This window comes from Sinomonas sp. RB5 (assembly GCF_054063535.1).
This window is the reverse complement of record NZ_JBSSGJ010000008.1, coordinates 89,648-114,260: the sequence shown is the minus strand read 5'-3', so window position 1 is coordinate 114,260 and position 24,613 is coordinate 89,648. Positions and strand designations below refer to the sequence as shown.

24 protein-coding genes are annotated in these 24,613 nt (G+C 72.3%); 12 read left to right on the top strand and 12 right to left on the bottom strand.

Going from position 1 to position 24,613, the window contains the following annotated elements; all coding sequences use genetic code 11:
• Nucleotides 1-22: 22 nt before the first annotated feature.
• On the top strand, nucleotides 23-928 hold the full coding sequence (locus tag ACVWWH_RS11195; RefSeq protein WP_457316633.1) for a DMT family transporter: 906 nt from the start codon (nucleotides 23-25) through the stop codon (nucleotides 926-928).
• A 2-nt stretch (nucleotides 929-930) separates the two neighbouring features.
• On the opposite strand, the gene ACVWWH_RS11190 is transcribed toward ACVWWH_RS11195, so the two are convergent.
• The gene (locus ACVWWH_RS11190) at nucleotides 931-1,800 is read right to left on the bottom strand and encodes a glycosyltransferase (RefSeq protein WP_457316632.1); all 870 of its coding nucleotides are present in this window, start codon (nucleotides 1,798-1,800) and stop codon (nucleotides 931-933) included.
• A 139-nt stretch (nucleotides 1,801-1,939) separates the two neighbouring features.
• Nucleotides 1,940-2,986 (bottom strand): hypothetical protein, encoded by a 1,047-nt coding sequence (locus ACVWWH_RS11185; protein WP_306505413.1) that lies wholly within the window; start codon nucleotides 2,984-2,986, stop codon nucleotides 1,940-1,942.
• 164 nt (nucleotides 2,987-3,150) lie between these two features.
• Between ACVWWH_RS11185 and ACVWWH_RS11180 the strand changes: the two genes are divergently transcribed.
• Complete coding sequence (locus tag ACVWWH_RS11180) at nucleotides 3,151-3,696, top strand: peptidylprolyl isomerase (protein ID WP_066501747.1); 546 nt, start codon at nucleotides 3,151-3,153, stop codon at nucleotides 3,694-3,696.
• Nucleotides 3,697-3,705: 9 nt separating this feature from the next.
• Nucleotides 3,706-4,587, top strand: a complete 882-nt coding sequence (locus ACVWWH_RS11175) for a rhomboid family intramembrane serine protease (protein WP_457316631.1) — start codon at nucleotides 3,706-3,708, stop codon at nucleotides 4,585-4,587.
• Nucleotides 4,588-4,805: 218 nt separating this feature from the next.
• Here the strand turns inward: ACVWWH_RS11175 and ACVWWH_RS11170 are convergent, their stop codons facing one another.
• Nucleotides 4,806-5,294, bottom strand: coding sequence for an SRPBCC family protein (locus ACVWWH_RS11170; RefSeq protein WP_457316630.1), 489 nt, complete (start codon nucleotides 5,292-5,294; stop codon nucleotides 4,806-4,808).
• Nucleotides 5,291-5,698, bottom strand: coding sequence for an ArsR/SmtB family transcription factor (locus ACVWWH_RS11165; protein ID WP_066494131.1), 408 nt, complete (start codon nucleotides 5,696-5,698; stop codon nucleotides 5,291-5,293). The genes ACVWWH_RS11170 and ACVWWH_RS11165 overlap by 4 nt, the downstream gene beginning before the upstream one ends.
• Nucleotides 5,699-6,036: 338 nt before the next feature.
• Between ACVWWH_RS11165 and ACVWWH_RS11160 the strand changes: the two genes are divergently transcribed.
• Together ACVWWH_RS11160 and ACVWWH_RS11155 are read left to right on the top strand one after the other, a co-directional pair.
• Nucleotides 6,037-7,425, top strand: coding sequence for a pirin family protein (locus tag ACVWWH_RS11160; RefSeq protein ID WP_457316629.1), 1,389 nt, complete (start codon nucleotides 6,037-6,039; stop codon nucleotides 7,423-7,425).
• A gap of 238 nt (nucleotides 7,426-7,663) precedes the next feature.
• Nucleotides 7,664-8,458, top strand: coding sequence for an SDR family oxidoreductase (locus tag ACVWWH_RS11155; protein ID WP_457316628.1), 795 nt, complete (start codon nucleotides 7,664-7,666; stop codon nucleotides 8,456-8,458).
• A 41-nt stretch (nucleotides 8,459-8,499) separates the two neighbouring features.
• Here ACVWWH_RS11155 and ACVWWH_RS11150 read toward each other — a convergent pair whose 3' ends face one another.
• From ACVWWH_RS11150 to ACVWWH_RS11135, 4 genes are all read right to left on the bottom strand, one after another.
• The gene (locus tag ACVWWH_RS11150) at nucleotides 8,500-10,041 is read right to left on the bottom strand and encodes a DHA2 family efflux MFS transporter permease subunit (protein WP_457316627.1); all 1,542 of its coding nucleotides are present in this window, start codon (nucleotides 10,039-10,041) and stop codon (nucleotides 8,500-8,502) included.
• A 143-nt stretch (nucleotides 10,042-10,184) separates the two neighbouring features.
• Nucleotides 10,185-11,774: an ABC transporter permease gene (locus ACVWWH_RS11145; RefSeq protein WP_457316626.1), complete on the bottom strand. Its 1,590-nt coding sequence runs from the start codon at nucleotides 11,772-11,774 to the stop codon at nucleotides 10,185-10,187.
• Nucleotides 11,771-12,766 carry an ATP-binding cassette domain-containing protein gene (locus ACVWWH_RS11140; protein WP_457316625.1) on the bottom strand — a complete coding sequence of 332 codons (996 nt, stop codon included), beginning with the start codon at nucleotides 12,764-12,766 and terminating at the stop codon, nucleotides 11,771-11,773. The genes ACVWWH_RS11145 and ACVWWH_RS11140 overlap by 4 nt, the downstream gene beginning before the upstream one ends.
• 10 nt (nucleotides 12,767-12,776) lie before the next feature.
• Nucleotides 12,777-13,220, bottom strand: coding sequence for a GNAT family N-acetyltransferase (locus ACVWWH_RS11135; protein WP_457316624.1), 444 nt, complete (start codon nucleotides 13,218-13,220; stop codon nucleotides 12,777-12,779).
• 1,075 nt (nucleotides 13,221-14,295) lie between these two features.
• Between ACVWWH_RS11135 and ACVWWH_RS11130 the strand changes: the two genes are divergently transcribed.
• The gene (locus ACVWWH_RS11130) at nucleotides 14,296-14,793 is read left to right on the top strand and encodes a uracil-DNA glycosylase family protein (protein WP_229710925.1); all 498 of its coding nucleotides are present in this window, start codon (nucleotides 14,296-14,298) and stop codon (nucleotides 14,791-14,793) included.
• A 91-nt stretch (nucleotides 14,794-14,884) separates the two neighbouring features.
• Here the strand turns inward: ACVWWH_RS11130 and ACVWWH_RS11125 are convergent, their stop codons facing one another.
• The gene (locus ACVWWH_RS11125; RefSeq protein WP_169803024.1) at nucleotides 14,885-15,031 is read right to left on the bottom strand and encodes a hypothetical protein; all 147 of its coding nucleotides are present in this window, start codon (nucleotides 15,029-15,031) and stop codon (nucleotides 14,885-14,887) included.
• A 63-nt stretch (nucleotides 15,032-15,094) separates the two neighbouring features.
• Between ACVWWH_RS11125 and ACVWWH_RS11120 the strand changes: the two genes are divergently transcribed.
• The 5 genes from ACVWWH_RS11120 to ACVWWH_RS11100 all read left to right on the top strand — a co-directional run bounded on the left by ACVWWH_RS11120 (nucleotide 15,095) and on the right by ACVWWH_RS11100 (nucleotide 20,926).
• Complete coding sequence (locus tag ACVWWH_RS11120; protein WP_066494139.1) at nucleotides 15,095-15,493, top strand: RNA-binding S4 domain-containing protein; 399 nt, start codon at nucleotides 15,095-15,097, stop codon at nucleotides 15,491-15,493.
• A 43-nt stretch (nucleotides 15,494-15,536) separates the two neighbouring features.
• Entirely contained in the window at nucleotides 15,537-16,535 is a 999-nt protein-coding gene (locus ACVWWH_RS11115; RefSeq protein ID WP_457316623.1) for an aldo/keto reductase, read from the top strand.
• 118 nt (nucleotides 16,536-16,653) lie between these two features.
• Nucleotides 16,654-18,105, top strand: a complete 1,452-nt coding sequence (locus tag ACVWWH_RS11110; protein WP_066494144.1) for a TIGR00366 family protein — start codon at nucleotides 16,654-16,656, stop codon at nucleotides 18,103-18,105.
• Nucleotides 18,098-19,351 (top strand): amidase, encoded by a 1,254-nt coding sequence (locus ACVWWH_RS11105; RefSeq protein ID WP_457316622.1) that lies wholly within the window; start codon nucleotides 18,098-18,100, stop codon nucleotides 19,349-19,351. Before ACVWWH_RS11110 ends, ACVWWH_RS11105 begins: the two co-directional genes overlap by 8 nt.
• Nucleotides 19,352-19,435: 84 nt before the next feature.
• On the top strand, nucleotides 19,436-20,926 hold the full coding sequence (locus ACVWWH_RS11100) for a DUF5129 domain-containing protein (protein WP_457316621.1): 1,491 nt from the start codon (nucleotides 19,436-19,438) through the stop codon (nucleotides 20,924-20,926).
• A 1-nt stretch (nucleotide 20,927) separates the two neighbouring features.
• Here ACVWWH_RS11100 and ACVWWH_RS11095 read toward each other — a convergent pair whose 3' ends face one another.
• The 3 genes from ACVWWH_RS11095 to ACVWWH_RS11085 all read right to left on the bottom strand — a co-directional run bounded on the left by ACVWWH_RS11095 (nucleotide 20,928) and on the right by ACVWWH_RS11085 (nucleotide 23,749).
• Entirely contained in the window at nucleotides 20,928-22,142 is a 1,215-nt protein-coding gene (locus ACVWWH_RS11095) for an aminotransferase class I/II-fold pyridoxal phosphate-dependent enzyme (protein WP_457316620.1), read from the bottom strand.
• A gap of 87 nt (nucleotides 22,143-22,229) precedes the next feature.
• A complete protein-coding gene (locus ACVWWH_RS11090) occupies nucleotides 22,230-22,466 on the bottom strand; it encodes a metal-sensitive transcriptional regulator (protein ID WP_141305463.1) in 237 nt (78 codons plus the stop codon).
• A gap of 296 nt (nucleotides 22,467-22,762) precedes the next feature.
• Nucleotides 22,763-23,749 carry a zinc-binding dehydrogenase gene (locus ACVWWH_RS11085; protein WP_457316619.1) on the bottom strand — a complete coding sequence of 329 codons (987 nt, stop codon included), beginning with the start codon at nucleotides 23,747-23,749 and terminating at the stop codon, nucleotides 22,763-22,765.
• A 40-nt stretch (nucleotides 23,750-23,789) separates the two neighbouring features.
• Between ACVWWH_RS11085 and ACVWWH_RS11080 the strand changes: the two genes are divergently transcribed.
• Nucleotides 23,790-24,608 carry an oxidoreductase gene (locus tag ACVWWH_RS11080; RefSeq protein WP_457316618.1) on the top strand — a complete coding sequence of 273 codons (819 nt, stop codon included), beginning with the start codon at nucleotides 23,790-23,792 and terminating at the stop codon, nucleotides 24,606-24,608.
• Nucleotides 24,609-24,613 lie beyond the last annotated feature (5 nt).

Genomic DNA, 24,613 nt, shown 5'->3' with positions numbered 1-24,613 from the left:
GGCCCGGCACTAGAGTGGGCTGGTGATCCCCCTCCTCGTCGTGCTCGGCGTGCTCGGCGTCTCCGCGTCGGGACCGCTCATCGCCGGAACGCTCGCGGGCACGTCCGTCACCGCGCTCGCGATCGCGTTCTGGCGCAACGCGATCGGCTCGGTCGTCATGGCGGCGCCGGTCGCCGTGCGGAGCCCGGGCCAGTTCCGCCGGCTCACCCGGCGCGACCTCCTCTGGTCCTCCCTCGCCGGGGTGGCCCTCGCCTTCCACTTCGTGTGCTTCATCCTGTCCCTGACGCTGACCTCGGTGGCGGCGTCGACGGCGCTCGTGTGCCTCCAGTCCGGGTGGATCGCGGTCTTCTCGGTGCTGCGGGGCCGGAAGCTGCCCGTGGCCGTCCTCGCGGGCCTCGGGCTCGCGTTCCTCGGCGTCGTCGCCATCACCGGCCTGGACCTCGGGTCCTCCCACGAGGCGGTGCTCGGAGACCTCCTCGCCCTCGCCGGCGGCATTCTCGCTGGCCTCTACACGATGGCCGGCGGAAAGGCCCGGCAGACCATGGGCACCGGGACCTACACCGCCCTCTGCTACGGGGTCTGCGCCGCGCTCGTGGCCGTCATGGCCCTCGCGACGGGTCAGCGGCTCACCGGGTTCGAACCCGCCGGCTGGGCGGGGATCCTCGCCATCACGGCGGCGGCGCAGCTCGTCGGCCACACCGCGTTCAACCACCTCGTCGCGACCCTGAGCCCGCTCGTCGTCTCGATGTTCATCCTGCTGGAGATCCCCGGTGCGGCACTCCTGGCCGCCGTGTTCCTCGGGGAGGTGCTCCCGGGCGGGACCTACGCCGGGCTGGGGCTCATCCTCGCAGGGCTCGCCGTCGTCGTCCTCGGCCAGCGGCGGAACCGCCGCGAACCGCGGACGGCGCCTGAGCTCGGCGCGGACTGACGCTACACTCCCCCGCGCTTGACCGGGGGCTGGTTGGCCGAGTGGATGGCGCGCAGGAGCTTGGCGGGGTAGTAGACCGAGAAGATCACTGCCATGGGGGCGCGCAGCGCGATCTTCTTGATGTTGTGCGCCTTGTACGTCCGATCGAAGCGCTGCACGTAGTACCGGTAGTCCTTCGGCGAGTCCTCGAGCCGCCGCGCGGACATCCCCGAGACCATGTCGGGCCAGTACTGGATCTTGAGGCCGCGCTCGGCGAGGTGCAGGGACAGGTCGATGTCCTCGTGCATCTCGTCCCTCTCGTCCCGGCAGGTCGAGTCGCGGATGGCCTCCCACGCCGTGCGCCGGATCGCCATGTTGGAGCCGAACAGGAAGTGGTACTCGTGCCGCGAGAGCTTGAGGAGGAGCTGGCGCATCTTGTCGTCGGCCTTGAGGCCGAACCGCCGCATCGGCATGTCGTAGTAGATCACGGGCCCGGTCGCTGCCTGGACCGAGCTGTCCATGAACGCCCGCTGGACCTCCTCGACCCAGTCGGGCTCGAGCAGGGAGTCCGCGTCGATGCGGCCGAGCACGTCCCCCGTGGCCGCATCGAGGCCGAAGTTGCGGGTGGGGATCAGCCCCTGCTCCCTGTCCTGGGTGAGGAGGATGATCCGGGACTCGGGGTACTCGGACTGCAGCTGGCGCACGATCTGCGCCGTCGAGTCCTTGGACATGTTGTCGACCACGATGATCTCGTGCGCCGGGACCGACTGGTAGATGGCCGCGGTGACGCACTGGCGGATGACGCTCTCCTCGTTGTACGCCGGCACGACGATCGACACGCTCGGCGGCTCGGAAGCAGCCGCCGTGGCGGGGAGGGCAGGGTCCGGGGACATCACCACAAATCTAGCAAAGGCCCCCGCACTGTGGCGGCGTGGGGGCCATGCCGCCCTTGGATGACGGGGCATGGAAAACGGGCGCGGAAGACGCAGCCATGGCGTCTCCCGCGCCCGTCTCAGGGGGAGGAAGAGGGCGTCAGGCGCCCGGGGTCTCCTTGCCCTCCCCGCCGTTGGACGCGGCGTGGATGTTCTTCATGGCCGTCGTGGCATCCGGGGCGACGTGCTTGCCCTCGCCCGCCGCGGCGTTCTCGGCGGCGTCCTTCTCCGCGGCCTCCTCGCCGGCCTTCTCGCCCTCGAGGACTGCGGCCTGGCCGGCGTCGAGCTCGGCGGCCGCCTCCGCCTCGGCCGCAGCCGGGGCCTCGTCGACCGGCTTCTCAGCCGTGACGACGCGATCGGTGGTCGGGGCGCCGCCGGCGGGAACCGGGGACGGTGTGGCGGCGCTGCCCGTGGCGCTCGACGCGGTCGGCGCGGCCGGCTGGGGAGCCGGGGTCACCGGGGCGGGGGTCTTCCACGGGTCCTCCACCGGCTTGGCGGCCTTCCATGCCGCGACACCGGCAGCGACCGCGGCCGTGATGACGCCGAAGATCAGCAGGCCGCGGCCCTTCTTCTTCGGGGCCGGCCCGGAGATCTCCTTCGCGGCGTTGCGGACCGCCTTCTGGGCGGTGCTCACCGCTTCCTTCGCGGCCGCATCGGCCTGGCGCACCACGCCGGAGTCGGCGAGCCTCTGCGCCACGGCATCGACCCGTTCCGGGGCGGTGGAGAGGCCGCGGTTCACGGAGTCCGCCGCGTGGGCGATGCCCTCCGAGATCTTCGGGAGGTACTCGTCGGCGGCACCCTTGATCGCCGGGACCGCCCGGTCCACCGCGTGGTGGAGGTGCGGGGCGGCGCTGTCCACCGCGTCGGTGATGCGCGGCGCGAGCTGGGAGAGGCTGTCCTGGATCTTCGGCGTCACGGTGGCCACGCCCTCGGCGATGTTGTGCGCCGCGGACTTGATGCCTTCCTGGATCCGCGGGGACGCCGAGTCGAGTCCCTGCTGGATTCTCGGGACGGCCCACTGCACTGCCGCGTCGACACGGGGCTGGGCCCAGTCGCGGGCGTTCTCGACGCCGGCGCTCACATTCTGCTGGACGTCGCGGGCAAGCGACTCGGACGCGTTCAGGCTCTTCTCGACTGGTTTCTTCACGGCTACCTCCGGGAGTCTGCTGGACCAACGCCAGCCTACGTGCCACACGTGGCATAGGCTACGGTCACACGGCCGGGGCGCCCGCGGCGTTCCCGGATTTCACCGAGCGCGGAACCGTACCCGCACCCGGAGACGGGCCGCTGCCCCGTGGAAGAATGGCCGCCATGAGCGCAATCGCAACTGCCAAGGCAACCATCCACACGAACCACGGCGACATCGTGGTCAACCTCTTCGGCAACCACGCCCCGAAGACGGTCAAGAACTTCGTGGGCCTCGCGACCGGCGAGCAGGCCTGGACGCACCCCGAGACCGGCGAGGAGAAGACGGGCACGCCGCTCTACAACGGCACTGTCTTCCACCGCATCATCAAGGACTTCATGATCCAGGGCGGCGATCCGCTCGGCAAGGGCATCGGCGGCCCGGGCTACCGCTTCGACGACGAGATCCACCCCGAGCTGAACTTCAAGGAGCCGTACAAGCTCGCGATGGCGAACGCCGGCATCCAGGGCGGCAAGGGCACCAACGGCTCCCAGTTCTTCATCACGACGGTCGACACCAGCTGGCTCTACGGCAAGCACACGATCTTCGGCGAGGTCGCCGACGACGCGTCGAAGAAGGTCGTCGACGAGATCGAGGCCGTCCGCACGGGCATGCAGGACCGCCCGGTCGAGGACGTCGTGATCAGCTCGATCGACATCGAGCAGCTCTGACCGGCCGACATGACTGAAGGAAGCCCGGCGGCCGGCCCCGAGGCCGTCCCCGTCTGCCCCCGCCACCCTGACCGCGTCTCCTACGTGACGTGCCAGCGGTGCGGCCGGCCGGCGTGCCCCGAGTGCCAGCGGCCGGCCGCCGTGGGCTTCCAGTGCGTGGACTGCGTCCGCGAACTCTCTGGCGCCGCGCGCGCCCCGCAGACGATGTACGGAGGCCGGGCACAGCCCGGGAGCCGGCCCGTCGTCACCATCGGCATCATCGCGGTGTGCGTGCTCGTGTACGCGCTGCAGTGGATCATCCCGGGGAACGGCGTCTATGTCGACTTCGCCTACGCGAACTCGGCCCCCCTCACCGCGGCGGAGCCGTGGCGCATGCTCACGAGCGCGTTCCTCCACTCGCAGGGCTTCGTCCTCCACATTGCCCTGAACATGTACATGCTGTGGCTGTTCGGCCAGGCACTCGAGCCGCTCCTGGGCCGGGCCCGGTTCCTGGCCGTGTACCTGCTCTCGGCCATCGGCGGGTCGGTCGGCTTCCTGCTGCTCGCCCCGGGGCAGCCCGTCGCCGTCATCGGTGCCTCGGGGGCGATCTTCGGCCTGTTCGGCGGTCTGTTCGTGGTGCAGCGCCAGCGCGGCGGGGACGTCCGCCAGCTCGTCGTGCTGATCGCCATCAACGCGGTGCTCGGCTTCGTGGTCCCCGGGATCGCCTGGCAGGCGCACCTGGGCGGCCTGGTCACCGGGGCGTTGACGACGGCGGCCATCGCCTACGCGCCGCGCGGGCGCTCCCGCGTCGTGGTCCAGATCGGCGGCCTCGTCGGGGTCGCCGTCCTCCTGGTTCTCGCGACGGTCGTGAAGGTCTCGAGCGGGCCCGCCCTCGGGGGCATCTCGCTGTAGCTGCGCCGGGCGGCCCGTCGCCGTGGCACCCCTGTGGAGGTCCTTTCTCCACAGGGGTTTTCCACATCTGTGCACAAGCGCTCCGAGCGCTGCCGGGAGCCGTAACCCCGCCGCGGCGCGGCCGGGGCGGTCCGTGGGGAAGCCTCGGGGGCCCGTCCGGCGGTGCCAGTCCCTAGCCTGTGGACAAGATGCGGCCGCGCCTGTGGACGGTGGTGGACTCAGGCTCCGCCCGAGGCGAGGAGTTCGTCGAGCCGCTGGTAGCCCTCGTTCATGCCGTCGGTCATCCCGGCGGCCAGCATGGCGTCCCGTGCCTCGACCGTCTGGAAGGACGAGTGGACGCTGAGCCTGCACCGGCCCCCGTCGAGGTCCTCGAGGACGGCGGCGTCGAGGGAGACGTGCCCCGGGGCACCCTCGAACTCGAAGGTCTGGACCATGCGGCGCGGTGCGGTCAGCTCGTGGAAGGACCCGTGGAAGCTGTAGCCCGTGCCCTGGGCGTCCGTCTGGGTGAAGCGGTACGAACCGCCGCTGCGGGCATCGAAGTGGTCGACGACCGTGGTGTAGGCGCGGGGTCCGATCCACTGGGCGAAGAGCGCGGGATCGGTGTGCGCACGGAACACGCGCTCCGCCGGGGCGTCGAACTCCCGGACGACGTCGACGAAGGGCAGCCCGGGTTCGGCGGTCACGGTCGAGGCCTGGGTGGCAGTCATGGCTGGTGTCCTCTCTGCTGCGCGGCGGTCTGGTCCGCCTCCCGTCCGCCTTCGTGCTCGGCCTGGGCTGCGAGGACAGCATCGAGGCGACGGTACTTCTCCTCGGTGCGCACGCGGTAGGCATCGATCCACGCGGCCAGCGGGCCGAAGGCGGTCGGTTCCAAGTGGCAGGGGCGGCGCTGGGCGTCGCGGCTGCGGGTGATCAGGCCGGCGTCCTCGAGCACCCTCAGGTGCTTGGAGACGGCCTGGAGGGTCACGGCGAACGGCGCCGCGAGCTCATTGACCGTGGCGTCCCCCAGAGCGAGGCGCGCCACGAGCCTCCTGCGGAGGGGATCTGCCAGCGCCGCGAAGGCACGGTTGAGCTGGTCTTCCTCGGTGGGCGTCACGGGCGGGGCGGCGTGCATCCTGCTCGACCTCCGGTGTGCGCCGCGGTTCGGGGGCGCACCATCAATGCATCGGTTATTCAACCGATCGGTTGAATACAATCACGCTACGCCGCCCCTGCGGTGCCGTCAAGAGTCTTCCGTCCACAGGGGATATCCACAGTGTGCGTAACTTACAGGGGTGTAGTTCGGGGCGCGGCGCGCGTCGTCCCGGGCCTTGTCCGCCCATCACCCTGCCCGGCGCCGCGACTTGTCCCCAGCCTGTGGATAACTCTGGGCATAACGCTGTTGACAACGGAGAGGGACTCCTCCCCGATGTCGGCGCCCCGGCGTAGGCTCGGCCTAAGGAGGTAGTTGGCGTGAGCAATCTTGAACTCGACCCGCCCGAGACCCTCTGCGCGGACGAGCCTGCCGCGCAGGGGATCGAGGTCATCGAACCCCGGGATGTCCCCCTCGGCGGACCGCGGGCCATGCCCGTGCGCCGCACACTCCCGTCCCGGCAGCGCTCCCTCGTGGGCGCCTGGTGCTTCCTTGACCACTACGGGCCCGACGACGTCTCGGCCACCGGCGGCATGCGGGTGCCGCCGCACCCGCACACGGGACTCCAGACCGTGAGCTGGCTCTTCACCGGCGAGATCGAGCATCGGGACAGCGCCGGCCACCGCGCGACGGTCCGGCCCGGCGAGCTCAACCTCATGACTGCAGGGCGGGGCATCAACCACTCCGAGTACTCGACCCCCGGCACGACCACGCTGCACGGGGTGCAGCTGTGGACGGCGCTGCCCGGGCCGTTCCGCTCCGCCCCACCCGGATTCGAACGGTACGTGCCGCCCGCCGTGGCACTCCCCGGCGCGGACGGGGACCGCGCGGGAGAGCTGAGGGTGTTCCTCGGCGCGCTGCATGGTTCGGCCTCCCCCGTGCGCACCTACACCGCGCTGCTCGGAGCCGAAGCCGTCCTCGACCCGGGGAGCACGGCAGTGCTGGAGGTCGCGGAGCAGTTCGAGCACGCGATCCTCGCCGACGGCGGGGCCCTCGAGGTCGACGGCACGCCGCTGGCAGAGGCGCACCTGGCCTTCTTCGCACCCGGACGCGGCCGCATCCGGCTCGCCAATCCGGGGCGCCGGCCCGTGCGGGCCGTGATCCTCGGCGGACCGCCGTTCCCCGAGGAGATCACCATGTGGTGGAACTTCGTGGGGCGCTCGCACGAGGAGGTGGCGGCCTTGCGCGAGGCGTGGAACGGGCAGCTCGCGGGCCGGGGCCCAGGGGACGACGGCGAGCCGTTCGGTCCCGTCGTCGAGCTCACCGGGGGCGAGGCGGCGCTGCCGGCTCCCCCGCTGCCCAACGTCAGGCTCCGGCCGCGGTCGCGTGCGCACGGCATTCCAGGAACAACAGTCGAGAAAGAGGCATCCATGACCCTGCAGGAATCCGAGAGGCAGTCCGGGAAGACGGAGTTCGTCCACGCGGACCAGAGGCACCGCTACGAGGTGCATGTCGGAGGTGTGGTGGCCGGCTTCACCCAGTATCGCGAGAAGGAGGGCGGCTCCGTGTACGCCTTCGACCACACCGAGGTGGCCGACGGCTATTCCGGGATGGGCCTCGCGAGCAAGCTCGTCACCTACGCGCTCGACGACGTGCGCGCGGCAGGGCGCCGGATACGGCCCTACTGCCCCTACGTTCGGGCCTTCATCAAGCGTCACCCCGACTACGCGGAGCTCGTCGAGGACGGGTTCGTCATGGATGAGGACTAGTTTGTCCACAGGGTTGTCCACGCCGTGGATAACTCACACGGCTGTAGTTCCCCGCGGAGCGGGAGTATCCACCGGTTTTCCCACAGCCTGTGGATAATTCGGCGCCTGCTGTGCACACCCGGTGAACAACCCCGCCCCGCCCGTTTCGGGTACGTATCTCGTCGCACTTTCGCCGTTCCGGGTACAGCTCCCCTCGCGGTCCCCGCTCCGGGCACAACCCTCCGGCTAGCATGGCGTGATGGAGCCCAGCCCGGACGGACGGCCGCCAACGGGCGGTGACCGGCCCGTCGCCCTCGTCACGGGCGTGGGGCGCACGGTCGGAATCGGAGCCGGGATCGCACGCGAGCTCGCGCGCCAGGGATGGGACCTCGCCCTCTCCTACTGGAGCGCCTACGACGGCCGCATGCCCTGGGGCGTCCGCGCCGGGGACACCGAGGCCATCGCCCACGAGCTGCGCGGGCTCGGTGCCTCGGTGGCCGCGATCGAGGCGGATCTGACGGATCCCGCAACGCCTGAGCGCCTCCTGGCAGAGGCCGGGAGGGACCGGCCGGTGAGGGCGCTCGTCCTCAGCCACGCGGAGTCGGTCGATTCGGCGCTGCTCGACACTCGACCCGAATCCTTCGACCGGCACTTCGCGGTGAACGCCAGGGCCTCCTGGCTCCTCATCCGGGCCTACGCCCAGCAGTTCCCCACTGAGTGGCACGGCGTCGGGCGCATCGTCGCGCTCACCTCCGACCACACGGTCGGGAACATGCCCTACGGGGCAAGCAAGGGCGCGCTCGACCGCATCGTCATGGCGGCCGCGCGGGAGCTCGCGCCGCAGGGCATCGCGGCCAACGCCCTCAACCCGGGACCGGTAGACACCGGCTGGATGGACGACGCGACGCGGGCTGCCCTGAGCGTCCGGCAGCCCTGGGGACGCCTCGGCACCCCGGCCGACGTCGCCGGCGTCGTGGCCTTCCTCCTGAGCGGCCCGGGGGGCTGGGTGAACGGCCAGCTGATCCACGCGGACGGCGGCTTCTCAGCCCCCTGACTCTCTATGCCTCAAACAGCATATGCCATTCGGCGTATTCGTCAGACGGCCTGCCGCGGCTCCGTGCCCGCGCCCTGGGGCTCGGCCTGCCCGTCCGGCCCGGACGGGCCGTGGTCCCCCGCCGCCTCCGCAGGCCGGTTGCGGAGGAAGGCAGCGAGCACGATCGCGGCGACGCCGGCGGCGGCAGCGACCAGGAACGCGGCGTGGAAGCCCGCCATGGCCGCGTCGGCGGCGGGCATGGACGCGCTGGCTGCGTGCGCCGTCCCCGCCATCACCGCCACGAGGAGCGCCGTTCCGGCGGCCCCGGCCACCTGCTGCAGCGTGCTCAGGATCGCCGAGCCGTGGCTGTACAGCCGCGGCGGCAGCGGGTTCAGCCCGCTCGTGAACGTCGGGGTGAACAGGAAGGCGAGCCCGAGGGACAGGACGATGTGCAGGCCCATGACCAGCCACACCGACGTCTCGGCGGTGATGAACGCCAGCGCCCCGAGGACCGCGGTGATGAGGGACGTCCCCGTCAGCGTCAGCGGCACCGGGCCGACCCGGTCGAACCAGCGGCCCACGGTGGGGGCGAGGAGCCCCATGACCAGGCCGCCCGGCAGGAGGAGCAGGCCGGTCCCGAGTGTGTCGAGCCCGCGCAGCTGCTGGAGGTAGAGCGGCAGGAGGATGACGACGCCGAACAGCGCCATCATGCCGACCATGAGCAGCGCCGTGGCGACCGTGTACATGGGGTACGCGAACGCGCGCAGGTCCAGCAGCGGTGAGCCGGAGCGCTGCAGCGCGAGCTGGCGGAGCACGAAGGCCGCCAGCGCGGCGGCGCCGACGAGGAGGGGCGCCACGGGGCCGAGGCCGCCCGATCCCTCGCCGCCCAGCTGGCTCAGTCCGTACACCACGCCGCCGAAGGCCGGCACCGACAGCACCACGGAGAGGGCGTCGAGGGAGCTCCGCTCGCCGCCGGCCGCCCCCCGCAGCTTCGCGGCGCCGAACAGCAGCGCGGCGATGGCGATCGGCAGCACGGCGAGGAACATGAACCGCCAGGACAGGAACTGCAGGATCAGCCCGGAGAGGGTGGGTCCCACGGCGGGAGCCACCGAGATGACGATGCTGACGGTGCCCATGACCTGGCCGCGCCGCGGGACGGGGATCAGGGTGAGGACGCTCGTCATCAGCAGCGGCATCATGATCGCCGTGCCGCACGCCTGGACCACGCGGGCGAGCAGCAGCACGCCGAAGCCCGGGGCCAGCGCGGCGAGCAGCGTCCCGGTGCTGAACAGGCTCATCGCCAGGATGTACACGGCGCGGGTGGACAGCCGCTGGAGCAGGAAGCCGGTGGTCGGGATGACCACGGACATCGTCAGCATGAACGCGGTCGAGAGCCACTGGACCGTGGGCGCGTCGACGTGCAGCTCGGCCATGAGCCGCGGCAGCGCGACGTTCATGATCGTCTCATTGAGGATCACCACGAAGGCCGCGATGACCAGCACGGTCACGATGAGCCGGCTCTCCGGGCTGATGGGATGAGCCTGGCGCGGCGCCGCGGGGTGTGCGGCGGCCGACGGCGAGGGGTGCTCGGGTGCGGAAGGCAAGGGTTCTCCTGAGGTGCTTCAGGGAAGGACAGGGGTGCGGCGGCCCACGGGGCACGCCCGGCGCAGGAGCCGATGCGGAGTCCAACGCGGGGAGGGCGCCAATTCTTCCAGAAGGTGGGCGCATCGGACAGGCGCGGAACGGCTCAGGCGCCGCGGATGCTCCGCGCCCGGTAGCCGAGGACGGCCGCCGCGAGGAGAGCGGCGGTGATGGCGAGGATCCAGGCGACGGGTGCCCAGTCGGCGTCGGCCGCCGTGACGCGGGGGATGACATGGAACGGGCTGGTGTCCAGCAGCCAGTCCGGTGCCTTGAGCACCGGGCCGAAGACCGTGACGAGGAGCCAGTACACCAGGAGGAGCCACGCGATCCACCGCAGCAGCGGGGCGGCACCGACCAGCGCGAGTCCGGCGGCGGTCGCGAGCCACAGCGCCGGGAGGGTCGCGAGGGTCTGGCGCACGATGTCGCCGGCGCCGATCGGGGCCCCCGTCGCATCGGAGGTCGCCGCGAGCACGGCGCCGCCCACCGCGAAGGTGGCCGAGGGCGCGAGGAGCGCGGCCACGGCCGTGGGGACGAAGTAGCCCTGCCGCGAGACGGCGGTGGAGAGGAGCCACTCGGCGCGGCCCTCCTCTTCCTCGGCGGCGAACCGCGCGGCGACCTGGATCCCGAGGACGGCCCCGGTCAGCGCCAGGATGAGGAGGAGCAGCGAGACGAACGTGAAGGTCAGGTCCGCCTCCGTCGCCGCGTGCGCGGCGAGGAGCTGGCGGATGAAGGCGTTGCCCTCGTAGAAGTCCCGCAGCGTCCCGGTCACGAGCCCGTAGACGAAGCCGAGGAACACGAAGGCGGCCGTCCAGGTCAGGGTCGGCGCCCGGTAGAGGGCGGCAGTGTGCCCCCACACCCCCGCGCGCCACCGGGTGGGCCCCGGACGCTCGTGGACCAGTCCGGCGCCGTAGTCCCGCTGGCCGGCCAGCCACGCCCCGACTCCTGCCGCCGCGGCGCCCGCTGCGACGAGGAGGGCGAGCGGCGCCGGGCTGAGCTCCGTGGCCGGCCGCACGAGCTCCGCCCAGCCCAGCGGGCTCGTCCACAGGGCCCACTCCCCTCCCGTGAGGGTGTCCGCGAGCCCGCGCACCACGTAGGCGAGGACCAGGATCGTCGCCGCGAGCGTGTTGGCCGTGCGGGCATACGAGCCGATCTGGCAGGTGACCGCGGCAATGCCCGCGAACGTGACTCCCACTCCGCCGATGAGCGCCCCGAGTGCGAAGGACTCCTGTGCGCGGGCGCCGGACACCGCGAGGGTGCCACCGATCACGAGGGCCACGGCCGCGGAGGCGATCCACGCGAGCAGGACCGCGGCGGCGAGGCGCGCGTGCTGGCCCACGGCCCCCGAGTCGATGAGCTCGGCCTGCCCGGTGTCCTCGGCGGCCCGCGCGTGCCGGGTGACCGCGAAGACGGCCATGAGCGCGGCGAAGAACATGCCGAAGACCTGCATGCGCCACGTCGTGAAGCCGAAGGGGTCGTCCAGGCGGTCCGCGGGGCCGAGGAGGAGCATGAACGCCGGGTTGGTGCTCAGGGTCTGCTCGAGCGAGCGCGCCTCGTCGGGGCCCGAGAACACGGTCGAGTAGCTGTTGTACACGCTGAACGGGAAGAGCGTGATGATGAGGACCCAGGGTGCGAGCCGGAGCCGGTCGAGCCGGAGCGCGAACAGGAGCAGCCGCCCGGTGCCCGCGAATCCGCTCACGGCTGCTCCTGCCCCGAGCCGCCGCGGTGGCGACCCCGCGCACGACGGCGAGCGGCGGCGTCGTGCGTCCCGCTCTCCTTCCCCTCGGTGCCGGGCGGGAGGCGGTCGCCGTAGTGCTGGAGGAAGAGGTCCTCGAGGCTCGGAGGGGTGACCGTCAGCGCGCGCAGGCCGTGGGCGGCGAGGGCGTTCATGGCGAGGCCGAGCCCCTCGCCGTCGACGCTGAAGCGCACGCGGCCGTCGTCGATGCGCAGGTCCGCGACGCCGGGCAGCGCCGCGAGGGCGTCGGGACGGGCCGCGCCGTCCGCTAGCGTCGCGGCGACGCTGGTGCGGGCGCGGACCTGCATCTGCTCGAGCGTGCCGGTCTCGATGACCCGGCCCTGGCGGACGATGCTGATGCGGTCCGCGAGGGCCTCGACCTCGGCGAGGATGTGGCTCGAGAGCAGCACGCTCCGTCCCGCGGCCTTCTCCCGCCGGATCTCCTGGCGGAACAGGGCCTCCATGAGCGGGTCCAGGCCCGCCGTGGGCTCGTCGAGGATGAGGAGCTCCGCGCGGGAGGCGAGGGCGGCGACGATCGCGACCTTCTGCCGGTTGCCCTTCGAGTAGGCGCGGCCGCGCTTGGACGGGTCCAGTTCGAAGGTGGCGATGAGCTCGGCCCGGCGCGGCTCGTCGAGGCCGCCGCGGAGGCGTCCGATGAGGTCGATGGCCTGCCCGCCCGTGAGGGAGGGCCACAGGCTCACGTCCCCGGGAACGTAGGCGATGCGCCGGTGGAGGCGCACGACGTCGCGCCAGGGATCCCCGCCGAGCAGTTCGACATGGCCGGCCTCGGCCCGGAGGAGGCCGAGGAGGATCCGGAGCGTGGTCGACTTCCCCGCACCGTTGGGCCCGAGGAAGCCGAGGACCTCGCCCTCGCGGACCTCGAGGTCCAGCCCGTCGAGGGCGCGCACCCTGCCGAAGGTCTTCGTCAGGCCCGTGATGCTGACCGGGGCGACCATGTGCGGGCCCTCACGCGAGGTCGTAGACGACGAGGGTGGTCCCGGGCTCGAGGCGTGCCCCCGTGGAGCGGTACGTGGCCAGGGCCGCCTCATTGCCCTGCTCCGCGGCCGTCCACATGCCGTAGCACCCGCCCTCGCGGGCGATCTCCGCGAGGGCGTTGACCAGGTGCGAGGCCACGCCGCGGCGGCGCCAGCCCTCCGCCACGGCGAGCTCGTAGAGGAACATCTCGGTGCCCTTGTCCGGGTGGGCGGTCTCGACGCCGCTGACGAACCCGACCGCCCGGCCGTCCGAGTCCTCGGCGAGCAGCAGGTGGTGGCCCGGCCGGGTGAGGAACTCGTGGGCGCCAGCTTCGGTGATGGGAGCGTCGAAGAGGTCCGAGGCCGCGGTGAGCCGGCCGGCGTCGTGCGGTCCGAGGCGGCGGAGTGTGATGTTCGGCGCGTTGTCCGCATCCACGGCCCGAGCTTACGCGTTCCGCCGTGGAAGGTGAACGGCGGGCGACCCCAAGCCCAACTGCAGCTTGCTAGACTCGGACAGCTGAGCCACCCACGGCTCGCCACCCCACAAGACAGCCCGGTACGGACGCAGCCCCCCATCGCGCCCGGAAACGGCGTGCGCCCGAAAAGAGGAGATCCCCGACCTCATGACCGCTTTGGCCGAGCCCGACTACTACGACGACTTCGACTCCGACTTCCGCTCCGAGCTCGACGCGAAGTACGAGGAGGGGTTCGGCTACAGCCCCGACCCGGAGGACGAGGACGACGACGGTCTGGACGATCTCTTCGCAGGCATCTTCGACGACGACGAGGACGACGACGAGGAGCCCGTGAGGGCCAAGGCCGCGCCGAAGAAGGCCGCGGCGGCCAAGGCGTCCTCGGGATCGCCCGCACCCAAGGGGGCCACCGCCAAGGGCAGGCCGGCCGCGTCCGAGGTGACCGTGACGACGATCGCCGAGCGCCGTGCCGCCGGCGGCCAGACGCCCGCTCCGGTGGCTGCTGCTGTCTCGGTGGCTGCTGTCCCTGCTGCGGCTGCGCCGGTTTCCCCTGCCCCGGCGCGCGCGCACCAGCCGGCCCCCGCCTTTGCGGCCGAGCCGGTTCCTGCCGCGGCGGCCGACGAGGTCGTCGCCGCCGCCCGCCGCGCCGCCGAGAAGGCCCGGGCGGCCGCCGATGAGGCCGCCGCCGCGGCGAAGCAGGCGGTGGCCCACGCCGTGGCCAAGGCCGCTGCGGCGAAGGCCGCCGCAGCCGAGGCATCCGCCGCGGAGCAGGCCGCCCAGGCCGCCCTGGAGGCGTCGACGGCCGCGGAACAGGATGCGGTGCGCGCCGCAGCGCAGCTCGAGCTCGTGCTCGCCGCGCCCTCCGGGGTGACCTCGGCGCAGGAGGAGGAGCCCGCGCAGGCCGAGGAGGAGGCTGTGGGCGCCGCGGATCCGGCGCCCGCCGACCCCAACTTCGCGCCCCACATCGCCCCGGTCAACCAGCACGTGGAGTTCCTGCGCCGGCTGCGCCCCGGCTTCGAGGTCCCCTACGTCGACCCCATGCACTCCGTCGACGAGTGCCGGATCGTGAGCCTGTTCTCCAACACCGGCGAGGCGAGCCCCCGCGGCTACGTCTGGGCCGGCGATGACGCCGCCGCGACCCGCCTGCTCGGCCTGCAGTACCAGCTGGGCCTGCGGCCGGAGTGGATCATGCCGTGGAATGCCTACCCGTGGTTCACCCCGGGCGAGGCCAACGGCAAGCTCACGCCCGAGCAGCTGCACGCCGGGCTCAAGCCGCTGCTGACGTTCCTCAAGACCGTCCCGCGGGTGTCCGCGATCGTGGCCCACGGCACCGAGGCGAACCGCCTCGCGCAGATGCTCCTCAAGACGGACAACCCGCTCATCTGGCGCCGCGGCCTCAAGGTCTACAAGGCCCGCGCCCTCCACGGGCGCGCCTTCGCGGGCTCGAAGGAGCGCCAGACCGAGTGGCTCATCGAGATGGGCCGCGCCTACGCCGACGCGATGGCCCGCGCGGGCCTGCAGACCGGCCGCTCGTAGCGCACAGGGGACCGCGGAGCACCCCAAAGACACGGAAGCGGACGACGGCGGCCTCCCGGCCGACGTCGTCCGCTTCCGTGTGTGGTGGTGACTACTTGCTGCGGGGCTTGCGCAGGTGCGCCACCGGATCGGAGTCCAGGGCGACGGCCCTCTTGGCCTTCTTCGCCGCGCGCTGCTCCTTGATGGTCTTTGACGGTTTCTTGTGGGTTTCGGGCTGGTGAGGCTGCTTGTCAGGCATGTCAGAGCTCCTTTGATCGTCCCCCGATTCACATGACGATACGCCGGTAGGATGCTGGGCACCATGCCTCCTTCCAACGCACCTGCATCGTCCCCCTCAGCGGTGAGGATCGACTCCTGGCTGTGGGCCGTGCGCGCCTTCAAGACGCGCTCTGCCGCCACCGCCGCCTGCCGCGCGGGGCACATCCGGCTCAACGGCAACCCGGTCAAGGCCTCGCAGACCGTGGTCCCGGGCGACACGATCCGGGTCCGGCAGCCGGGATTCGAGCGGATCCTCGAGGTGCACGTGCTGATCGTCAAGCGGGTCGGCGCCGAGGCGGCCTCGAGGTGCTACACGGACCACACGCCCGAGCGGCCGCCCGCGCCGTTCCTCGGCCTGCCGCAGCGCGACCGCGGCGCTGGCCGGCCCACCAAGAAGGACCGGCGCGAGATGGAGCGGCTGCGCGGGCAGCAGGCGGAGTAGGCCCCTTGAGGGTTCTGCCGGGCGGATCTGGAAGGATCGGGGGATGACCTCAACTCCACGAACGATCGCAGGAACCGACGTCGGCCCCGTGGGCTTCGGCTGGATGAACCTGAGCCAGTCCTACGGCCCGCTGCCCTCCCGCGAGGACGCCGCCAAGCTCCTCCTGCACGCCCTCGACGCCGGCGTGGCCCACTTCGACACCGCCACCATCTACGGCGCGACCGCCAACGAGACGCTCCTCGGCGAGACCCTCGCGGGCCGCCGCGACGAGTTCTTCCTCGCCTCCAAGGGCGGCATGTCCTCGCAGGACGGGCGCCGCGTGATCGACGGCCGCCCCGAGACGCTGCGCGCCCATGTCGACGCCTCCCTCGCGCGCCTGCGCACCGAGAAGATCGACCTGTACTACCTGCACCGCTGGGACCGCACCGTCCCCATCGAGGAGTCCGTCGGGGCGCTCGGCGAGCTGGTCCGCGAGGGCAAGATCGGCGCCGTCGGCCTCTCCGAAATCGGCGCGGAGACGCTGCGGCGCGCCCACGCCGAGCACCCGGTGGCCGCGCTGCAGAGCGAGTACTCGCCGTGGACCCGCAACCCCGAGCTGGGCACGCTGCAGGCCTGCCGCGAGCTGGGAGTCGCGTTCGTCGCCTTCAGCCCGGTGGGCCGCGGTGCCTTCGGCGGAGTGCTGCGCGACCCCGCCGCGCTGCCGGACTGGGACCTGCGCCAATCGATGCCGCGGTTCGACGCCGAGCACTGGCCCGCGAACCTCGCCCTCCTGGACCGCTTCGGCGATTTCGCGCGCGAGGCCGGGTGCTCGCCCGCGCAGCTCGCCATCGCCTGGGTCCTCTCCCGCGGCGAGCACGTCATCGCCCTGCCCGGCACCCGCAGCGCGGACCATCTCGACGAGGACTTCGCCGCGGGGTCCCTCGAGCTCCCCGCTCACGTGCTCGCCGGCGTGGACGAGCTGGTCAACGAGCGCACCGTGTCCGGACCGCGCTACTCGCCGGCGGCGCAGGCCGATGTCGACACCGAGGAGTTCGCCTCCTGACGGGTGATCCGCGTCACGGCGTTGCGCCTTGATGTGGTCCTACCAAGTGGTAGCTTCCCGTTGTCGGCCAACGCAGCCCGGAGCGCGGGACGCGCCGACCTGACCACTGAGGAACACCATGTCGAGCACCCCGAAGACCGGCGCGCACGGCGCGACCACCCTGGCGCCCCCACGGAAGACCCTGATCCAGCGCTTCACCGACCTCTGCGTCCGCTACGTCGAGCGGCTCATGCCGGACCCGTTCCTGTTCGCGGTCATCCTCACCCTGCTCGTGGTGGCCATGATCCTGCTGTGGGTCCCGCACGCGTCGGCCAAGGGGATACTCGAGGGCTGGTACCAGGGGGTCTGGGGCACCAACAACATCTTCACGTTCGCGCTGCAGATGGTGCTGATCCTGGTCAGCGGCTACACGCTCGCCGAGGCGCCGGCGGTGAAGAGGGGCCTGATCTGGCTGGCCTCCAAGCCGCGGAACCAGATCGAGGGCGCCCTCATGTGCTTCGGGGCCGCCGCCGTGGCGAACATCCTCAACTGGGGCCTGGGCCTCGTGGTCGGCGCGCTGCTCGGCCGCCGGATCTTCGCCCGGCTCTCTACGGCCAACTTCGGGTACATGATCGCGGCCGGCTACATGGGGTACATGCTGTGGACCAACGGGTTCTCGAGCTCGATCGCCCTCGCCAACACCGACCCGACCAGCAAGCTCAACGTCATCTTCACGGCGACCCACCAGCTCGTGCCGCTCGATCTGACCATCCTCCAGCCCTACAGCTGGGTGACCGTCCTCGTGGTCATCGCGGCGCTCGCGCTCCTGATCTGGAAGATGGCCCCGCACGAGACGGACGACGTGGACCGCGACGCTCTCCTGGGCGCCGGCGCGATGGACGAGGATTCGCCGCGCACCGCCCCCGCGCCGGGCGCGCGCCGCTCCTTCGCCGAGCGGCTCGAGGGGCTGTGGATCCTCAACGTCCTGCTCTTCCTCGCGGGAGCGGCCTACTTCGTCATCAGCGGCTTCAACCTCAACATCTCCTCCATGGTGATGCTCTTCACCATCCTCGCCGCGCTGCTGCACGGGACGCCCATCCGCTTCATCCGGGCCTTCACGGACGCGGCCAAGACGTGCGGCCCGCTCCTGCTGCAGTACCCGCTCTACGGCGGGATCGTGGGCCTGCTCGCCTACGCACCGGACGCCCACACCAAGCCGCTGCAGGCGGTCATCTCCGCCTCCATCGTGGCCGGCGCGACCACCGCGACCCTGCCCTTCCTGAACTTCCTCGGGTCCATCATCATCTCCCTCTTCGTCCCCTCCGGCGGCGGCCACTGGGGCGTCCAGGGGCCCATCGCCGTCGAGGCGGCGCGCCAGCTGGGCGAGAGCTCGCCGGCCTACCTCGGCAAGGTCTCCATGTCCGTCGCGGCCGGTGAGGCGGTGGCCAACATGATCCAGCCGTTCTGGCTGCTGCCGGTGCTCGCGATCGCCAAGCTGAGCGTCCGGAAGGTCATGGGCTACACCGTGGCCGCGTTCCTGGTCGGCTTCGTCATCTTCGGCATCGCGATGCTGGTCATGCCGCATGTCTGAGCAGCAGCCGGCCAGCAGCATCGCCGAGGCCGCAGAGTCCGTGCTGGCGGCCATCCGGGAGCGGGAGCCGGCCCTGAGGGCGTTCGCGCACCTGGATGATGAGGCGGTGCGCCGGGCTGCCCACGGGCTGGACGCGGCCGGGGCGGAGGGGCTGGCGCTGCGGGGCCTGCCCGTGGGCATCAAGGACCTCATCGACACCGCTGACCTGCCCACGGAGTACGGCTCAGCCATCTACCGCGGGCACCGGCCGGGGAGGGACGCAGCCGTGGTGCGCCTTCTGCGGGCCGCGGGAGCCCTGCTCGTGGGCAAGACCGTCACCACGGAGTTCGCCCTGTTCCAGGCCGGCCCCACGCGCCATCCGCTCGATCCCGGCAGGACTCCGGGAGGCTCCTCCAGCGGCTCCGCGGCGGCCGTTGCCGCCGGCCTCCTTCCGGTGGCCCTGGGCACCCAGACCGCCGGCTCGATCACCCGCCCGGCCTCGTTCTGCGGCATCGTCGGATTCAAGCCGACGTTCGGAGCCATCGACCGGGACGGGGTGCTCCCGGTCAGCGGAACGCTGGACACCGTGGGCCTGCTGGCCCGCGACGTGGAGGCCGCGGCCGCGGTCTTCGATGTGCTGCGCTCCGACCGCTCCGCCCCGTCGGAGGCGGAGCCGGCAGCACGGCCGACGATCGGGTTCGCCCGCCCCGCCGAGTGGGACCAGGCGGAGCGGTCCACGCGGGACGGCATCGACGAGCTGAAGCGGCGGCTGCGGGACGCCGGGTTCGATGTCCAGGACGTCGAGCTGCCGGCGAGCTTCGCCGGCCTCGTCGGGGCACAGAACACCATCATGGAATACGAGGCGGCACGGAGCCTCGGCCCGCGCTGCGAGGGGAACTGGTCGCTCGTGAGCCCCCGGCTGACCGAGCTCCTGCAGCGCGGGGCCTCGATCCCGGAGCGGGACTACCGCCGGGCCCTGCAGCTCGCCCACGAGTGCCGGAGCGAGCTCGGCACGGTGTTCCCGCACCTCGACGCGCTGCTCGTCCCCGCCGCGCGCGGCGAGGCGCCCCCCGCCGAGGACGGCAGCGGCGACCCGGTCTTCTGCCGAGCGTGGACGCTCCTGGGCTGCCCGACCGTGTCCCTGCCGCTGCTCACCGGACCCTCGGGACTCCCGGTGGGTATCCAGCTGGTCGGCGCGCCGCACGACGACGACCGTCTGCTGGCCGTGGCGGCCCGCCTCGAGCGGTGGCACGCCGGCGAGGCGTAGGGGGACTTCTCCCCTGCAGGCGGACGACGGCGATGCGTAGGCTGGCGTCGTCGGCCCACCGCGGGCCGCGCGGAGGGGGATGCCGTGGAACGGTTCGTGCGGGGCGCTGTCCGGGCGCTCATGGCCGGGGGCGCCGCCCTCCTGCTCATCGCCGTCTGGGCGGCGGCCGCCTCGGGCGTGCTGCTCGTGTCCGCGCCGGCGGCGCTCGCCGTCCCGCCGACCCAGGTCGTCGTCGAGGATACCGCCGGCGCCCTCTACCGGCCCCAGCTCGACCCGGCGCTGGCGAAGATCTCCTTCTACGAGCCCACGAAGGTCGTGGTGTTCACGCGTGCCGGCGCGGCCGCTGACAACCTCAACGAGGAGGTCCTGCGGTACGCGAGGGCCAACCACCCCGAGTGGATCAGCCCCGACGGGCAGAAGTGGGCGGACGGGCTGTTCATCTTCGCCCTCGACACGACCGGGCGGCACGTCGGGACGTACTTCGGCGAGGACCGCAAGGTCAGCCTCGACGAGCAGAAGGCGATCCAGGACGACACGAAGGAACTCTTCCGCGCGGCGCAGTGGACCGACGGCACGATCGCGGGCGTGAAGTCTGCGGCGTCCCGGATCGGCCGGCCCTGGTACCTCTCCCCCGCAGCCATGATCGGCGGCGGGATCGCCGGCGTCGCGGTGCTCGGCGGAGCGGGCGCGTGGGCGGGCGTGCGGGCGTGGCGGCGGCGGAAGTTCGCGGAGGCACTCTCCTCCGGGGACCGCTCCTATTCCTCCGTCACCCTCGCGCTCGATACGACCGAGCTCAACGCCTCGACCATCCCCGCCTCGTCCTCCTACGGCGGCCTCGTCCTCGAACGGTGGGAGGGCTTCCGGGCCAAGCACCGCGAGGCCACCAGGCTCCGGGACCGCCTCACCCTGATGACGCCGCGGGAGCGCTCGAGGTCGACCAGCGTGAAGGAGGCCCGGAAGTACGAGGAGCTCGCCCAGACCCTCGACGGACTCGACGACGCGATCGCGGACACCAACGCGATCCTGAACCGGGGATCGAGCTGGCGCTCCGCGTGGCAGCGACAGACCCAGGACCTCACCGGTGAGCTCGACGGCGTGGACGCCATGCTGGCGGCGAAGACGACCGCGGGCACTTCCGAGAGCGCCAGGGCGCTGGAATCCGGCGTCGGCCTCGCCAGGGCCGAGATCGAGCGGCTCGGGGCCGGGCTCGAGGACGGATCGCTCACCCCGGAGGCGGCCCTCGACGGGCTCAAGGCCCAGCGCGAGCGGATCGGTGCGCTGTTGGGGGCGCACGCGGAGGCCGTGATCGACGAGCATGCGAAGAACCAGAAGGAGCGGGACCTCATGCGCGGGAAGCTCGAGGCGTCGACGCGGTCGTGGCGCAGCACGCACCGGACCCAGGGCAGCATCCTCGATGTCGCCTACCCGCAGCTTCCGGTGATCAGCATCGTGAGCTTCAACAGCGGCATCGCCGCCGGCTACTCGGCCGTGGACTCCGCCCGGTCATCCTCGAGCACCGGCTACGGCAGCAGCGGAGGGAGCTTCTCCGGCTCGGGCAGCTCGTCCAGCTTCTGACTCAGGCGCCCTGGAAGCGCAGGATCCGCTCGATGGCCGTCTCGACCGCGGTCTGGCCGGCGGCGAAGGAGAGGCGGACCGCGCGCGTCCCGTGGACCGCGTCGAAGTCGGTGCCCGGCACGAGCGCCACTGCCTCGGCCTCGAGCAGCGCCCTGGCGTACTCGCGCGAATCGCCGAACCGCCCGAGCTGGTCGCCGAGCTCGGCGTAGAGGTAGAACGCGCCGTCGGCCGGGGCTGCCGGGCCCCAGCCGAGGGCCGGCAGCGCGTCGAGCAGCGTCTGCCGGGTCCGGGCGTAGCCGGCCACCCACGCGTCCGCCTCGCCATAGGACTCGGGCGAGAACGCCTCGACCGCCGCCAGCTGGGACGGGGCCGGGGGGCACAGGGCCACATTCCCGGCGAGGGCGTCCACCGCGCCGACGAGCTCGTCCGGCACGAGCATCCAGCCGAGCCGCCACCCCGTCATGCCCCAGTACTTCGAGAAGCTCGAGATCACGATCGCCTCGCGGTCCAGCTCCCACGCGCACACGCCGCGCGGGCTGTGTGCGTCGGAGGCCGTGCCGGCACCGGGGTAGGTGATGCCGTGGTAGATCTCGTCGCTCACGAGCCGGACGCCGTTCTCCGCGCACCAGTCCGTGAGGGCGGTGAGCTCGGCGCGGTCCACCATGGTTCCGGTCGGGTTGGCGGGCGAGGCGAGCACGAGGCCGGCGAGGGGACCGCGCTCGGAGGCAGCGGCGTCGAGCATCTCCGGGGTGGGCTGGAAGCGGGAGCCCGGGCCGGCGTCGAGCTCCACGACCTCGCAGCCGAGCGCGGCGAGGATGTTGCGGTAGGCGGGGTAGCCGGGGCGGGCGAGCGCCACCCGGTCCCCGGCCTCGAAGGCGGCGAGGAACGAGAGCAGGAAGGCGCCCGAGGAGCCCGTGGTGACGGCGACCTGGGCCGGATCCACGGCGAGGCCGTACCACCGGCGGTAGTGCTCGGCGATGGCTGCGCGCAGCTCGGCGGTGCCGAGCGCCGGGGTGTACGTGAGGGCCCGGCCCGATGCGTGGACCTGCGCCGCCTTGGCCGACACGGCAGACGGCGCTCCGCCGGAGGGCTCCCCCGCGCACAGGCTCACGACGTCGCGGCCCTGGGACCTCAGCGCGTCGACGCGGGCCAAGATGTCCATGACTGCGAAGGGCGGCACCTGCGAGCGGGACGAGGCGGCGAAGCGGGGGCTCATGCGGTCCAGCTTGTCACACGTGGCGCACCGGGAGGTCCGGCCGCCGGGGAGCGCCGGGGAGCGGCGGGACGGCCGGTCAGGCGCGGCTCAGGCGAGGCTGAGGAACATCTTCTCCAGTTCGGCCACGTCGCCGCCGCGCTCCGGGTGGGCGAGGCACTCCTGCAGGTTGGTCGCGATGATGCTGAACCCGGCCTTGTCCACGGCGCTCGAGACGGCCGAGAGCTGCGTGACGATCGCCTTGCAGTCCTGGCCCTCCTCCAGCATGCGCACCACGGCGTTGAGCTGGCCTTGGGCGCGCTTGAGGCGGTTGATCGCGGCCCTCATCGACTCGGGTTCGACATTCACGGCGTTCCTCCTTCTGGCACAGCCTGCACTGCAGGCAGTTTCCAGTGTACCCCACCGGGTATTGCGTTCATACCCCCCGTGGTATCTCATGATGGGAGGGGACACCTGAGGCAGGAGCACCCCGTCGATGGGGTGTCGTAGGTGCCGGGAGGCACCTTGGGGGGGACCGCGGGGCGCCGAGCCATGGTGGGAGCCCCCCTTCCCACCATGGCCCGGGGCCCGCGCGGTCACCGTCGGCGCCTCGGCCGGCGCACCGCCCTCGGTGCCCCCCGGGGTCAGCGCACCAGGACGATGCGCCCGCGGAGCGAGCGGCCCTCCTGGAGCGCGTGGGCCTCGGCGGCGTCGTCGAGCGCCAGCTTCGCTGCCGTGCGGACCACGGGCCGCCCCTTGGCCATAAGTCGGTTGACCGCGCGCGACGCAGCCGCGAGGTCGTCCACTGAGGCATTGCTGATGGCGAAGCCCCGGATGCTCACGTCGCGGGTGTAGAGCGCGCCCACAGGGAGCGGGGTCTGAGCCGCGAGCCCCGCCATGACCACGATCGTGCCGCCGGACCGCAGCAGGGGGACCACCGTGGGCAGGTCGTGGTGCCCGCTCGTGTCGAGCCACACATCGATCCCCTCCGGCGCGGCCGCGCGGATCCGTCCCGACAGGTCCGGATCCCGGTAGTCGAGCACCTCCGCCGCGCCGCACGAGGCGGCCCACTCATGGTCCCGCGGCGCAGCGGTGGCGATCACCCGCGCCCCGGCGGCCGCGGCGAGCCGGACGGCCGCGCTGCCGACCGCTCCGCCGGCGCCGCCCACGAGCACCGTGTCCCCGGCGGCGAGCCGGGCCCGGCGGAACAGCCCGAGGTGCGCCGTCGCCGTCGGATGCAGCGCTGCCGCGGCGTCTTCGGCGCCCACGCCCGCGGGCAGGCGGTACAGCCGCTCGGCCGCGACCACGGCGTACTCGGACCAGGCGCCCTGCCGGCCCGCGTGGCCGAGGCTGTTGGTCCACACCCGCTCCCCCGCGGCGAAACCTGCCCCCGGGCCCGCGGCCGCCACGGTGCCCACGAGGTCCCGCCCGATCACGAACGGGAAGGCCAGCGCGGTCCGATACGCCCCGGAGCGGACGAAGGTGTCCACGTGGTTGACGGCGCTCGCCTCGAACTCCACGAGGACATCGGTGGGACCCGGCCGGGGCGTGGGGAGCTCGCCGACCTCGATCCGGTCCGTGCCACCGGTCGCGCGGATGAACGCGGCGCGCATCGTCCCAGGCAGATCCATGGCGTGTCCTTTCGACGCTGCCTCAGGGTAGCGTGGCCGCATGCAGGTTGCTCTCGTCACAGGCGCTTCGAGCGGGATCGGCGAGGCCGCCGTGCGCGCCCTCCTCGGAGCTGGATACACCGTCTACGCCGCGGCGCGGCGCGTGGAGCGGATGGAGGCCCTCGCGCACGACGGCGCGCGCCTCCTCGCGCTCGACGTCACCGACGACGCCTCGCTCACCGACGGCGTCCGGAAGGTCCTCGGCGAGACGGGCCGCGTGGACGTGCTGGTCAACAACGCCGGCTACGGCTCCTTCGGCGCCCTCGAGGAAGTGCCGCTCGAGGAGGCCCGCCGCCAGTTCGAGGTCAACGTCTTCGGCCTTGCGCGCCTGACCCAGCTCGTGCTGCCGGGCATGCGGGAACGCCGCTCGGGGACGATCGTGAACGTGTCCTCCATGGGTGGCCAGTTCTACGAGCCCCTCGGTTCCTGGTACCACGCGACCAAGTTCGCGGTGGAGGGGCTCTCCGACTCCCTCCGGATCGAGCTGCGGCCCTTCGGCGTCCGCGTCGTGGTGGTCCAGCCCGGCGCGATCCGGTCCGAATGGAGCTCGATCGCCCGCGGCTCCCTCCTCGAGGTGTCCGGACGAGGTCCCTACGCCAGGGGAGCGCGGCGCGTGGCCGCCGTCATGAAGACCGCGTATATGCCCGGAATGGCATCTCCCCCGCAGGTCGTGGCGGGTGCCATCCTCCAGGCTGTCGAGGCCCGTCACCCGCTGCCGCGGTACCGCGTCGGAGCGGGGGCCCGGCCCCTCCTGGCGCTGCGGAAGGTCCTCCCGGACCGGCTCTTCGACCTGATCGTCCGCGGGATCTACCGGCACTGAACCGC

Excerpts from the sequence above, each read along its gene's own strand:
- ACVWWH_RS11180 (WP_066501747.1), top strand. The coding sequence starts at position 3,151 with ATGAGCGCAATCGCAACTGCCAAGGCAACCATCCACACGAACCACGGC.
- ACVWWH_RS11165 (WP_066494131.1), bottom strand. The coding sequence starts at position 5,698 with ATGCACGCCGCCCCGCCCGTGACGCCCACCGAGGAAGACCAGCTCAAC.
- ACVWWH_RS11095 (WP_457316620.1), bottom strand. The coding sequence starts at position 22,142 with ATGAGCCCCCGCTTCGCCGCCTCGTCCCGCTCGCAGGTGCCGCCCTTC.
- ACVWWH_RS11105 (WP_457316622.1), top strand. The coding sequence starts at position 18,098 with ATGTCTGAGCAGCAGCCGGCCAGCAGCATCGCCGAGGCCGCAGAGTCC.
- ACVWWH_RS11080 (WP_457316618.1), top strand. The coding sequence starts at position 23,790 with ATGCAGGTTGCTCTCGTCACAGGCGCTTCGAGCGGGATCGGCGAGGCC.
- ACVWWH_RS11120 (WP_066494139.1), top strand. The coding sequence starts at position 15,095 with ATGCCTCCTTCCAACGCACCTGCATCGTCCCCCTCAGCGGTGAGGATC.
- ACVWWH_RS11090 (WP_141305463.1), bottom strand. The coding sequence starts at position 22,466 with ATGAGGGCCGCGATCAACCGCCTCAAGCGCGCCCAAGGCCAGCTCAAC.
- ACVWWH_RS11140 (WP_457316625.1), bottom strand. The coding sequence starts at position 12,766 with ATGGTCGCCCCGGTCAGCATCACGGGCCTGACGAAGACCTTCGGCAGG.
- ACVWWH_RS11115 (WP_457316623.1), top strand. The coding sequence starts at position 15,537 with ATGACCTCAACTCCACGAACGATCGCAGGAACCGACGTCGGCCCCGTG.
- ACVWWH_RS11155 (WP_457316628.1), top strand. The coding sequence starts at position 7,664 with ATGGAGCCCAGCCCGGACGGACGGCCGCCAACGGGCGGTGACCGGCCC.
- ACVWWH_RS11190 (WP_457316632.1), bottom strand. The coding sequence starts at position 1,800 with ATGTCCCCGGACCCTGCCCTCCCCGCCACGGCGGCTGCTTCCGAGCCG.
- ACVWWH_RS11175 (WP_457316631.1), top strand. The coding sequence starts at position 3,706 with ATGACTGAAGGAAGCCCGGCGGCCGGCCCCGAGGCCGTCCCCGTCTGC.
- ACVWWH_RS11110 (WP_066494144.1), top strand. The coding sequence starts at position 16,654 with ATGTCGAGCACCCCGAAGACCGGCGCGCACGGCGCGACCACCCTGGCG.
- ACVWWH_RS11085 (WP_457316619.1), bottom strand. The coding sequence starts at position 23,749 with ATGGATCTGCCTGGGACGATGCGCGCCGCGTTCATCCGCGCGACCGGT.
- ACVWWH_RS11125 (WP_169803024.1), bottom strand. The coding sequence starts at position 15,031 with ATGCCTGACAAGCAGCCTCACCAGCCCGAAACCCACAAGAAACCGTCA.
- ACVWWH_RS11170 (WP_457316630.1), bottom strand. The coding sequence starts at position 5,294 with ATGACTGCCACCCAGGCCTCGACCGTGACCGCCGAACCCGGGCTGCCC.
- ACVWWH_RS11130 (WP_229710925.1), top strand. The coding sequence starts at position 14,296 with ATGCACTCCGTCGACGAGTGCCGGATCGTGAGCCTGTTCTCCAACACC.